12 protein-coding genes are annotated in these 11980 nt (G+C 50.8%); 3 read left to right on the plus strand and 9 right to left on the minus strand.

Features of this window, described 5'->3' with window-relative positions; all coding sequences use genetic code 11:
- Window positions 1–18 precede the first annotated feature (18 nt).
- From AB4124_RS11035 to AB4124_RS11050, 4 genes are all read right to left on the minus strand, one after another.
- Window positions 19–1737 carry a helicase-associated domain-containing protein gene (locus tag AB4124_RS11035; protein WP_441972848.1) on the minus strand — a complete coding sequence of 573 codons (1719 nt, stop codon included), beginning with the start codon at window positions 1735–1737 and terminating at the stop codon, window positions 19–21.
- Window positions 1734–3518, minus strand: a complete 1785-nt coding sequence (locus AB4124_RS11040) for a DNA repair helicase XPB (RefSeq protein WP_441972850.1) — start codon at window positions 3516–3518, stop codon at window positions 1734–1736. Before AB4124_RS11040 ends, AB4124_RS11035 begins: the two co-directional genes overlap by 4 nt.
- 212 nt (window positions 3519–3730) lie before the next feature.
- A complete protein-coding gene (locus AB4124_RS11045; protein WP_441972852.1) occupies window positions 3731–4903 on the minus strand; it encodes a M20 family metallopeptidase in 1173 nt (390 codons plus the stop codon).
- 30 nt (window positions 4904–4933) lie between these two features.
- Window positions 4934–5443 (minus strand): NUDIX hydrolase, encoded by a 510-nt coding sequence (locus AB4124_RS11050; protein WP_441972853.1) that lies wholly within the window; start codon window positions 5441–5443, stop codon window positions 4934–4936.
- Between the two features lie 251 nt (window positions 5444–5694).
- Between AB4124_RS11050 and AB4124_RS11055 the strand changes: the two genes are divergently transcribed.
- Both AB4124_RS11055 and ftsW read left to right on the plus strand, forming a co-directional pair.
- Entirely contained in the window at window positions 5695–6042 is a 348-nt protein-coding gene (locus AB4124_RS11055; protein WP_076320716.1) for a YugN family protein, read from the plus strand.
- 11 nt (window positions 6043–6053) lie between these two features.
- Entirely contained in the window at window positions 6054–7271 is a 1218-nt protein-coding gene (ftsW, locus tag AB4124_RS11060; protein ID WP_098742818.1) for a putative lipid II flippase FtsW, read from the plus strand.
- A 55-nt stretch (window positions 7272–7326) separates the two neighbouring features.
- Here the strand turns inward: ftsW and AB4124_RS11065 are convergent, their stop codons facing one another.
- Window positions 7327–7713 (minus strand): Asp23/Gls24 family envelope stress response protein, encoded by a 387-nt coding sequence (locus tag AB4124_RS11065; RefSeq protein WP_009589611.1) that lies wholly within the window; start codon window positions 7711–7713, stop codon window positions 7327–7329.
- Between the two features lie 187 nt (window positions 7714–7900).
- Between AB4124_RS11065 and cax the strand changes: the two genes are divergently transcribed.
- The gene (cax, locus tag AB4124_RS11070) at window positions 7901–8974 is read left to right on the plus strand and encodes a calcium/proton exchanger (RefSeq protein ID WP_430112816.1); all 1074 of its coding nucleotides are present in this window, start codon (window positions 7901–7903) and stop codon (window positions 8972–8974) included.
- Window positions 8975–9100: 126 nt separating this feature from the next.
- On the opposite strand, the gene AB4124_RS11075 is transcribed toward cax, so the two are convergent.
- From AB4124_RS11075 to AB4124_RS11090, 4 genes are all read right to left on the minus strand, one after another.
- Entirely contained in the window at window positions 9101–9388 is a 288-nt protein-coding gene (locus AB4124_RS11075; RefSeq protein ID WP_009589686.1) for a YlaN family protein, read from the minus strand.
- A 150-nt stretch (window positions 9389–9538) separates the two neighbouring features.
- Entirely contained in the window at window positions 9539–9784 is a 246-nt protein-coding gene (locus AB4124_RS11080; protein WP_071223684.1) for an HPr family phosphocarrier protein, read from the minus strand.
- A gap of 95 nt (window positions 9785–9879) precedes the next feature.
- On the minus strand, window positions 9880–10995 hold the full coding sequence (locus AB4124_RS11085; RefSeq protein WP_339271997.1) for an aminopeptidase: 1116 nt from the start codon (window positions 10993–10995) through the stop codon (window positions 9880–9882).
- 131 nt (window positions 10996–11126) lie between these two features.
- Complete coding sequence (locus AB4124_RS11090) at window positions 11127–11960, minus strand: hypothetical protein (protein ID WP_083659562.1); 834 nt, start codon at window positions 11958–11960, stop codon at window positions 11127–11129.
- Window positions 11961–11980 lie beyond the last annotated feature (20 nt).

An 11980-nucleotide genomic window follows, 5' to 3' on the forward strand; every position in this document is an offset into this window, starting at 1 on the left:
GGGGGAATTCATACGCTTTTACGGAATCACAAGCCGCATTTCCTTCCATTCCCCTTCGCCTAACTGCACCACGGTTCCCGTCATTTCGGAATCGGAATCCAGATCATATAATGCTCCCGAAATTTTCCATGGCTGCCGCTCGAGCTGATATGGAATAAACTCCATCCGGCTTCCATCGACCGCAATCTCTAATTTGGCTGACAATTCAAGCGCCTGCTCCATCATTTGCTTGGCCGTCGAACCGTGATAAGAACGCCAATCCCGTGTCCACATGATGGGAATCCGGTTCAAATCCGGAACGATTGACGCTTTATCCGGAAGGCTGTCGTCCCATTCAAGAACAAGCTCACTGCGAGCAGAGCGAATCAATCCGCTAGAAGGGCAGCCTGGATAACGCGGCAAAGCGGAACGGTTATCTCCTTCATCACTGGCCCCGATCTCCGTTTCATCTTCTGGAGCTGCCACGGAATACCATAAAGAAGACTCATTCCTTCCCGCGCGTTCAATCTCCTTGCCCCACTGACGTAGGGCCGTGTACACGTTCTCTGGAATTCCTGCCGCTGCATGTTCCGTGAAAAAAGCCGTGATCGCTTCCGGCCCCATTCCTGCAGTCGCCGCCTGAGCTACCGAATCTCTGGTCAGTCGATAAACCGTCATTACGTCATCCGAGATGCGCTCCGTGCATAGGGCAGCCGTAAACTTGACCATATAAGGCACGTCAGGCGGAATCAATATATCAAAATCCGGCTGAATAAACAGCCCCGAAGATCCGGTGTCATCCTTACTGCTTCCACTCAACAAGGAGCAGGGATCCATACGCCACCGGAACAGGAATTGACCATCGTGATCCATCCCAAGATCGATGTAACCGCAACCGGTCAATAAACGGAGCCATGAAGCCGCATCCCCCGCGGACAACTCCCTTCCCCTAAGAGGATCCCAGTTTAGTGGTTCCTCGCCCTTTGCTAACATGTGCTGAGCATAATACCACATCCCGCCGATCCGTGATGAGTGGCAAATCTGCCATGTGAAATGCTGATACTCGGCCGAACCCGGAACATAACGTTCCATCATGTGCAAAAGAACCAATCGGTCCATCGCTTCACGTGAGAGTGCGAGCCAATGACGGAACGCGGTCATGTTTAGCCTAAGCTCCCTTTGCTCCAAGGCGACCAGCTCAAACGAAAACAGCAGATCCAATACGATCGCAACATGCGGTGGGTAAACATCAGCGTGATCATATTGGAGAGTAAGCCCCTCGACATCGGATGGCGTTAATCCCACGATGCTCCCCAGCTTCTGAATAAACTTCTTATGTAGAACCCCTTTAGCGGTTATAGCCACCTGGTTCTTGGCCATATAGACAAGCACATTGAACATATCAACTGCTATGCCGCTTCTTCCCTCTTGCTGGAGCTTCACGGCAGCAGCGGGAACCGAATCCGTCTCGAGATTGCCAAAAGCCTCCTGGAGAATCTGAAGTTTATCAAAAGGAATGAAATACAGCCTCTCGCCCCAGCCCTGTTTGACTGCTTGAACCCATCGCTGCTGCCTCAAGGATAAGAAGGCGAGCTGTACTTCCACACCGCTCAGGCGTTGAACGCGAAGCGAGGGAAGCTTGTCGTCATCAAAGCTCTGCCCGGCAAAGCGGTTCCAAATATGATGAAGGACCGATCGCTCCTTGGCAAGAAGATGCTCTAAGCTTGTGGCTTCCGCCACGTTCTGCTGTTCCATCATCTCCACGAGGCCTCCTTCCCGTCAGGAATCGGCAGGCGATGCGTATGCCGCATCGCTATGAGGTCAAGGGAGGCCGGATGCTTCGCTTGAATCGCGTGATACTCATACCCCTGCTCAATCAGGAACAACTGGCGTCGGATCGCAAACATCTCCTCCCGGCTGTCCTCCGTCACCAATGCATAGAAAGAAGCCCGATTCTCCCCCTGCTTCGGCCGCAGCAAGCGTCCAAGGCGCTGCGCCTCCTCCTGCCGTGAGCCGTAACTGCCCGAAACCTCGATCGCGACGGAAGCATCGGGCAGATCAACCGCGAAGTTAGCCACTTTCGAAACGACAAGTACACGGACGGATCCTTCCCGGAAAGCCTTATACCATTCATTGCGCTGATCCTGCGTCATTTGCCCCGTAATGAGAGGGGCCTGCAGCTCCTCGGCAATGGCGTGAAGCTGATCCAGGTATTGCCCGATGATCAGCGTCTGTGCATCCTTGTGGAGATCCACGAGCTGCCGAATCACACGAAGCTTGGAGGGGTTCTCGGCAGCCAGCCGATACTGCTCCCTTTTGCCTACCGTCTTGCAGGCTTCTCTTATCTCATCCGGCAGCGGCACCTTAATCTCCATACAGTCCACCGAAGCAATCCAGCCCTGCTCCTCCAGCCTTTTCCACGGCATTTCATATCGTTTGGGGCCGATCAGCGAGAACACGTCATGCTCCCTTCCATCCTCGCGAACCAAGGTGGCGGTCAGACCAAGCCTGCGGGTCGCCTGAATATCGGCCGTCGCACGGAATACCGGGGCGGGGAGGAGATGGACCTCATCATAGATGATTAAGCCCCAGCGACGTTCATTAAACAGCTTCATATGCTGTTGTTCATCGCCCTTGCCCTGTCGGTGGGTCAAGATGTGATAGGTAGCGACCGTTACCGGCCTCACCTCTTTGCGCTGACCGGAGTATTCACCGATCTCCTCCGCGGAGAGTGAGGTTTTCTGCAGCAGCTCGTCGATCCACTGCCTTACAGACGTTGTGTTGGAGGTTAGAATCAGGGTCTCGCACTGCAGATCGCGCATGGCGGCGATGCCAATCACCGTTTTCCCGGCACCGCAGGGCAGGACAAGCACCCCGTTCCCCCCTTCTCCGCCGATATCCCAAAAGGACTCAGCAGCCTTCTGCTGATAGTCGCGAAGCTTGAATCGCTGATCGTTTGAGCCGCCGCTTAAACCTCCGCCTCTCTCCGTACCCGTTGTTTCTCCTCGCCAAAGGATGTTCAGATATTGCCCGTCCAAATATCCCGCCTGATCCAGCACAGGATATCCAAGCCGGGTCAACTCCTGCTTTAATAGGCCACGCCGGTCTGAGGGCACCTCTGCCTCGTTTGCCGAAATCAACCGAACGCCGATTTCCATCAGGGAACGCTTGGATCTGAGCTCCTGCATCAGGGCTTCGCTATTGCTGTGTAGCAGCAATGAACGATCCTGTGTGGGATGCGGGAGCAGCGACAGCTGTCCGTAACGCCCAACGAGCTGGATAACCTCTTCCAGCAGGGCTGCCGGCACATCCCAACGTGATAGCGACTGAAGGCTCGAACAAATCTCCTCAGCTGTCAATCCTCCGGCAGCAGCGTTCCATAAGGATAACGGGGACAGGCGATATGTATGAAAAGACGTAGGACTTTTGATCAATTCCGCATACTGGACCAGTTGTTCGCGTGCGGCCTCAGCCTCCACATGAGCGGTCTCAAGCAAGATGGTCCGATCCCGCTGGACGATGCATGGCTTGTTATGCATCCTAATCCCTCCTCGTAACATTTGGCTCTTTATTTTTCATGGCAGGTTAGAAAATCGTATATCAACGTACTTTCTCAGAAGACAGACCGCATATAGCGGAGGTTAAAAAAAAGAAGCCCACATCCATATCCATGGATCTGAACTTCCCCTATGATCAATAGGATTTCCAAATGACGAGCGTTCATGCGCGATGATTGCGATTTTCTTAAAGTCTAGTCCCCGTTCTGATAACTCGACACCATCTCGACCAGCAGCTTCGCCCCATAACGCATAGCATCTTCATCAAAGTCGAACATCGGGTGATGATGCGGATAGATTGCCCCTTTGTCCGGGTTACCGGCTCCAACAAAAATGAAGCAGCCTGGAATTTCCATCAAGTAATAGGCAAAATCCTCCGCTGGCATCAGTTTGGGCGAGACCTTGACCTGATCCGCTTCGAATATTTTCGGTGCCGTACGGAAGAACCGCGCGGTTTCGGTCTCATCATTCACCAAGGGTGGATAACCGACGAGATATCGGACCGCTGCCTTCGTGCCGTAGGTTTCCGAAACCGTCCGGGTCATATGTTCGATCCGCTCCCGGATCAATGTCCGGGTAGGTTCGTCAAAGGTGCGCACCGTTCCCGTGATCCGGCAAGAGGAAGCAATTACGTTTTGCGCCGTTCCGGCCTGCATCGTTCCTACCGTAACCACGGCAGGCTGCAGTGGATCTACCGTGCGGCTTACAATGGTTTGGAGCTGCATAACAAGCGCTGCCCCCGCTACCAGGGCATCGGCTGTCACATGCGGCATACCGCCATGTCCCCCGCGCCCTGTAATATCAATGAAAAACTCATCCGCCGCAGCCATCAGCGGACCCGGCGCGCTCGCTGCGGTCCCTACCGGAAACGGCGTCCATAAGTGGAGACCATAGACAACGTCGGCTCCGTCAAGTGCTCCATCCTTGATCATCTCTACCGCACCGCCGGGACAGACTTCCTCCGCCGGCTGGAACATAAAACGAATTTCGCCCTGGACTTCTTCCGGATACGTGCTGTAATAAGCAGCGGCCCCCAGCAGCATGGAGGTATGCCCATCATGCCCGCAAGCGTGCATCACTCCTTGCACCCGGGATTTGTACTCGCAGCTCTTGCCGTCTTCAATCGGCAGCGCATCCATATCAGAACGCAGCACAACGGTCTTGCCAGGTGTATCTCCTTTTATAATTCCTATAACGCCATGCCCGCCCACACCTGTCTTGACCTCCATGCCAAGCTCCTGCAGCCGGGTTGCTATAAATGTCGAAGTTTCTTTCTCCTGGAACGAAAGTTCCGGGTGCATATGTAAATGACGACGCCACTCCACCATCCGTGGATACCATTGTTCCCAAAATGCTTCCTTCGTCAAGTTCCATCATCCTCCCCCGCTATATGCGGCTCAATCGATCGCAAGAAATCCGTAAAGCTTGCTCAGCAGCAGTCCGTGCCCAACCATGGCATCCATTCGGCCGCCTTCCTTGATCTTGCGATATACATCCCTGAGCGGGACCCACACAGCTCTAACATCTTCGTCCTCATCTTGATTCGACTCTTGGGTGCCGGACACCTTCAAATCGTCGGTGAAATAAAAATGAACGTTCCGGTTGGCCAGAGAAGCCATCGGATAAGCACTGCCCATGTAGGACAGGTCCTTGCACAGCACGCCTGCCTCTTCCTCAAGCTCCCGCTTCACGGCAAGCTTCCGTTCCTCACCCGGTTTCACCGTTCCGCCGGGAAGCTCCCAGGTGATCTTATCAACCGCTTCCCGGTGCTGGCATACCAGGAGCAGACACCCTTGATGAACGGCCACAACCGCTGCCGATTCCGGAATCCGGTCGATCACGACAATTTCCTGCTGCCCGTTCTCTTCCACTACATAATAATCCGTGCGGTAAACGACGCGATTCATCGGCCATATCCACCCTTCGTTTAATTGAAGTCCTATGAATATATAACCACCAGGATGGAAAGCGTACATTTCACAGCGTTTTCACTTCCATTTATTTTAGCAGAAAAGAAGAATGCCTGTCGTTATCAAAATCTCATCTGGATAAAAGGTCTCAATTGAAGCGTGACGGGCGGTACAGGCTTGCACAAGTTCCTGAAACATACTATCATATTAAAGAACTTTGCAAGGACTATTAAGGGGGTTACAACCACATGATTTTCGAAAATACAGGCTTGGACGGATTGCACAGCGATTTAGCTTACCTTGATGAATGTGCCGAGAAAGTAGGCTTCATTCGTTGGCAGTGGGAATACTACCGCGCTACATATGACTTGAAAATCGAAGATAAAAAAAATCAGGCTGAATACTTCCTGCGCATTAACACCCGCGCTGTTGAAGGCAAGCTCGAAAAACCGGACGCCATCCTCAAAATCGAAGCGGTATACCTGGGTAGAGCCACGTTCCCGCACGGACTTGAGTATGAATCCATGGCTCCACAGCCCGTTATGAATGTGGCTACCAAGAAGCTTCAAGAGCTCAAAGCTCTTCTGGAAGCGTAAGGTCGAACATTATGAATACGACCAAACCTCAGCCGAAGAGAGGGACGCCTGATTTTCAACTGCTGATCCTTACCTTGCTGTTAGTGGGATTCGGACTGATCATGGTGTTCAGTTCCAGCTCCAGCTTGGCCGTTTTCAATGAAAAATTCAATAACGATCCGCTGCATTTTACGAAGCGGCAAGTCGCGTTTGCCGTCCTCGGCACGTTGGTTATGTTTGTTGCCATGAACATCAACTATAAGAAATACAAGCAGCTATTCATACCGGTGTTTTTTCTAACCTTGATGCTGCTGATTCTTGTGGTGATCATCGGTTCCGCAACCAACGGAGCCACAAGCTGGTTTAACCTGGGGAAATTCGGCATCCAGCCGACCGAACTGGCCAAAATTGCGACCATTGTCTATCTGGCAGCGCTGATTACCAAAAAAGGGGAACGAATTCGTCAATGGAAGGGCGGTTTCTTCCCCGTACTCATTATTGTAGGGGTCGTAGCGGGACTTATCATGCTTCAGCCGGATTTAGGTTCCTGCTTCATCCTCGTGGCTACGAGCGGGCTGCTGATCTATGCTGGCGGCGCCAGCCTCAAGCATATCCTGGGATGTATCTCGCTTGTCGCGCTTGGCCTGGTACTCACTCTGGGCGTCGGTGCACTCTTTAACTCCAGCGGAGATCAGGAGCAGGCTTCCAAGAACTACAAGATGGGCCGGATCGAGGCTTTCATGGACCCGTTCCACGATGAGTCGGACACGGGCTACAATTTGGTGCAATCGCTGATCGCCATCGGCCAGGGCGGTGTCACTGGAGCAGGTTACGGGGAGAGTGTGCAGAAGCTGCATTACCTGCCGAATCCTTACAATGACTTTATCTTTTCGGTCATCGGCGAAGAATTCGGTTTTATCGGAACTGCGATATTCCTCCTGCTCTACTTATACTTTATCCTGCGAGGGATCATTGTGTCGCTTCGCTGCTCGGATCCGTTCGGAACCTTGACCGGCGTCGGCATCATGGGACTAATCGCCATACAGGCCTTCATCAATATCGGTGGGGTTACCAATACCATCCCGATAACGGGCGTTACCCTCCCATTCATCAGTTATGGCGGATCCTCGCTGCTGGTTATGATGCTGAGCATGGGAATCGTGCTTAGCATATCCAGGGACAGCAACCGTCCGATGAAAGAGGAGCAGGTTAAATCCGTAATTAAAAAAGACTACCGGGCAATCGGGTAGTCTTTTTTCTCGTTTTTTTCATCATCAGCGGGGAACGGATCCCCTATAGAACGTCTTATTTAGCTCGAAGCTGAATATCGTCGATTTCATCGTCTTTAAAAGCTACGCCTTCGACCTTCACATTGACCTCAACCACACGAAGTCCTGTCATGCTCTCGACAGCTTCGCGGACATTCTGTTGAAGCATGCGGCACACTTCATGTATGGGTGTCTCATAAAGCACGATAATCCGCAGGTCAATCGCTGCTTCCAGCTGACCTACTTCTACGGTAACACCCTTTTGCACATTTTTGCCGCTCAGTCGCTTAGCCCAGCCCTCGGACAATCCACCGGACATTGCTGCAATACCTGGGGTTTCCAAGGCAGCTAATCCGGCAATTTTCGAGACGACATCATCCGATATTCGAATCAAACCGTTATCCAGTTGAAGTTGTTCCGTCATGCCATTTCCTCCTTCACCTCATTATCCGTTATTGTAAATGGTAACGGACCTAAAAAGCAAATGCTCCTTTCTGAAAAGAAGGATAATTTTCCGAAAAATTTGGGTATATTGTAAAAAGCGATACGAGAATCGTCGTTTCCGCTCGCAAGAACTCATCAATACATAAATCATAAGGTAGGTGTCGATTATGAAAAAATGGCTGAACCCCGCGCTGCTCATCTTCACTTTTTTGCTTAGTGCGCTGGGGCATATTGCGAATTGGAACTTCACACTCCAATTCATTCTGTCTGCCATCTCAGTTATTTTTGTCGCCGGTTTCCTTGGCAAAGCAACCGAAAGCGTTGCGCATTACGCCGGTCAACGGCTCGGGGGATTCCTGAACGCCACCTTCGGTAACGCGGCGGAGCTGATCATTGCCATCCTGCTGATCAAGGAAGGCTTGTACGATATGGTGAAAGCAAGCATCACCGGCTCCATTATCGGCAACCTGCTGCTCGTCCTCGGACTCAGCTTGTTTGCCGGGGGCCTCAAATTTAAAATCCAAAAATACAACGTGACGCTGGCAGGTCTGAACGGATCCCTGATGACGCTGGCTATTATCGCCCTGTTTATCCCTGCTGTCTTTCTGAATACCCACTCCATTACGGAGAGTGAGACCAAGACGCTCAGCCTCATTGTGGCGGGAATTCTGATCGTAGCCTACATCGCATGGCTGGGGTTTTCGATGATCACCCACAAGAACTATTTGGCGGATGTCAGCGACGATAACGATCAGGATGCGCTGCCGCACGAGCACGGTCCCGTCTGGTCCAAGAAACGCTCAATACTGTACCTCGTTGTCGCTACGGTGATGGTTGCGTTTGTCAGTGAATGGCTTGTGGGGGTGCTTGAGCCTATCAGCCACGAGTATGGCCTTAGCGAACTGTTTATCGGGGCATTCCTTGTAGCGATTATCGGTAACGCAGCCGAGCACAGTGCAGCCATTATGCTCGCCATGAAGAACAAAATCGGCGCAGCCGTTGAAATTGCCGTTGGCAGCAGCCTGCAGATTGCCTTGTTTGTTGCTCCCGTGCTCGTGTTCATCAGCTTCTTCCTTGGGGATACGATGGATATTGTGTTTACCACGCTGGAACTGGTTGCTATCGGTGTCGCCGTATTCATTGCCAGATCCATTACGCAAGACGGTGCCTCCAACTGGTATGAAGGCCTTCTGCTGCTCGCCGTGTACGTCATACTAGGCGTCTCGTTCTTCCTCGTCTAAATGTAATGTAAGGAAGAGGAAGCCCACACAGCTGCCTACATCGTGTGCGATAATTCACAAGAAAAAAACGCATGCCGCCTGAGTGCGACATGCGTTTCTCTATGTATGCGCCTGTACGAATACAGGCTATTTGGATTGATTCATGGCTTCGTACAGGACCGCCAGATTGCGTTCAAGCTTGCTGATCAGCTGCTTTCCCGTACTTTCCGGAAGAAGCCCGGCCCGCACCGCGAAATCAACCTCTTTTGAAAAACCGTACATTTGGGTATCCAGCACTTCCTCATAGAGAGGGCAATAACGGGTCGCCAGATTCTCCATCTGTACTTCAATAAGCTTTAGGATTTTATCTGCATCTTCATGAAGAAGACTGATCGCTTTTAAATTCAGCTGTTCCTGTAAATCAGATGAAGTCATGATCTTCCCCCCTATGTCAAAAATCACAGCACAGTTACTATCTTTAATATTAGTCGAAATCGTTTCTCAATACAAGGACCTGAACAAAATAGACCCTTTCTCTACGAAAAAACACCCTTCCATTCTATGGAGGGGTGTTTTGGGCGACTGTTATTCAGCCACGACGGATACATTCAAACCATGCTTGGTGAATACGTCGATCATTGCTTTTTTAGCTGCATCAGCATCAGGTCCATGAACATGCAGTTCATAGCTTTGGCTGTTGACAAGCGTTGTGAACAGACCCAAGATGCTCTTAACATCAATGTACTTGTTCTCTGCCTGCAAAACGATGGAGGATGAGAACTGGCTAGCGGTTTGCGAAATTTCTACGATAGATTGATTGTTATTGGACATACGAATCCCTCCGTAACTTTAGGATCTGAATAAAGCTCATCACTGCACCTTCATGATACATTGAATCCGTTTTCTTATGCAACATTTTTTCCAATCTATTTAAGATTTTCCGGATTTAACGCTGCTAGTTCTGGAATAACAAATATACCATCCTTGCGAATCAAGCGATCATCAAAGTAGATTTCCCCGCCGCCGTACTCCGGACGCTGGATCAAAACGAGATCCCAGTGAATCGAGGAACGATTGCCGTTGTCTGTTACATCATATGCTTGACCTGGCGTAAAATGCAGGCTTCCGGCGATTTTCTCATCAAACAGAATATCTTTCATCGGTGTCAAAATGTATGGGTTGAAGCCGATGGCAAATTCGCCGATATATCTTGCACCTTCATCCGCATCCAAAATCTCGTTCAAACGTTTGGTGTCGCTGCCGGTTGCTTCAACAATTTTTCCGTTTTCAAAGCGGAATTTAATATTCTCGAAGGTTACGCCATTGTAGAGAGTCGGTGTATTGTAAGAGATTGTGCCGTTAACTGAATCACGAACAGGCGCTGTATATACCTCGCCATCCGGAATGTTCTTCTGACCGGAGCATTTCTCTGCACCGATGTTTTTGATCGAGAAGCTGAGATCCGTTCCCGGTCCTACGATGCGAACCTTGTCGGTCTTTCTCATCAGCTCGGCCAAAGGATCCTGGGCGCGGTCCATTTTGGAGTAATCCAGATTGCACACATCGAAGTAGAAATCCTCAAACGCCTCGGTGCTGGTGTTGGCAAGCTGCGCCATGCTGGCGTTCGGATAGCGGAGAACCACCCACTTCGTACGCTTGACGCGCTCTTCGCTATGTACGGGGTGCGAATAAAGTGCATTATACAGCTTCATGTTTTCCTCAGGCACGTCAGCCATATCGTTGACGTTCTCGCCTGCGCGGATACCGATGTAACAATCCATTTTCTTCATGCGCTCAAGATCCAGCTCAGCCCACAGCTCAAGCTGCTCCTTATTTGCGTTCTTCAGCATGGCACGTTGAACCGTGCGATCTGTCAATTGCACAAACGGGCGGCCACCTTGATTCGAAACCTCCTCAATGATGGCATTCAGCAGATCGCGCTCCGATCCAATCATTTCGATGAGCACATTTTCGCCCGGCTGCATATCTACCGAATAGTTCACGAGATTTTGAGCCAATTTTTGAATTCTGGGATCACGCATATGTCATATCCTCCTTATGATGACTGTTCCCTACGTTATGAATTGAACAGCGGTAAATTTATTCATTATTGTAGCATGCGAACAGCCTTAAGTCAGCGTTCATCGTTAAAAAAAATTTCATGGCAATCCCTTCAATAACCAGTAAATGTAACATCGGACAGCAACGTTTCCGTGCGGGTTTTGCCTTGTTCATCAACAAAAAACAACGTTCGTTCCATAGTCAGTTTGGTAGGAAGCTGTTTTTTTTGGTTAATCGTTACATGAGAAACCGAAACCGTGTCCGCCTTGCTCAACATGCTCTTCATTTCATTATAGTCCCGCTCCCACACGGCCTTCAGTCGTTTGCGTACCTTCGGATCTTCACTGTACAGCGGATCCCCTTTGCGTTCGATCCGTTCCGCCAGCGTCTTCATCTGCTCATCCAGCGATCCATATACCATTTGGGCTGCCGCCTCGGGTGACAGCTCGATGCGCAGCACCTTGGTTCCTCTTGCCGCCCCCAGCTCCTGGGTCACCGTCTTCTCCGAATTCCCGATATATTCCAGTAATTCTAACGGATTCAAGCGGGTTATCCACATTTCCTCGACATGTCCTGATGAGAGTGTGCTCCACTTGCCCTCCTTGCGCTTCAGGGACACGGTAAGTCCATCCGCTTGATATACCGAATCGGCATATACCTTATCCTTATCATTACGTATGGTTGTGCCCTTGTTCCTTGAGGATAGTGTCAGATCCGTATGATGCTGCAGATTGCCTTCAAATGCCAAACTTTGCTGAAACGGTCCGTTTTCTCCGCTCCGAATCGCCGCTTCTCCCCGAAAAGAGAAATTATCAACGCCAGACAGCCCCGACAGGGCGCGGTTGAACGACTCTTCGGCAGACAATTGATCTTGCCAGGCACATCCGGTTAAGCAAAAGACAAACAAAACCATTCCGATGACGCTCCGTGATCTTCTTATTCTCATAATCATCAGCCCCTCATTGA

Origin of the sequence: Paenibacillus sp. 2KB_20 (assembly GCF_052115765.1) — a bacterium.
GTDB lineage: Bacteria > Bacillota > Bacilli > Paenibacillales > Paenibacillaceae > Paenibacillus_AQ.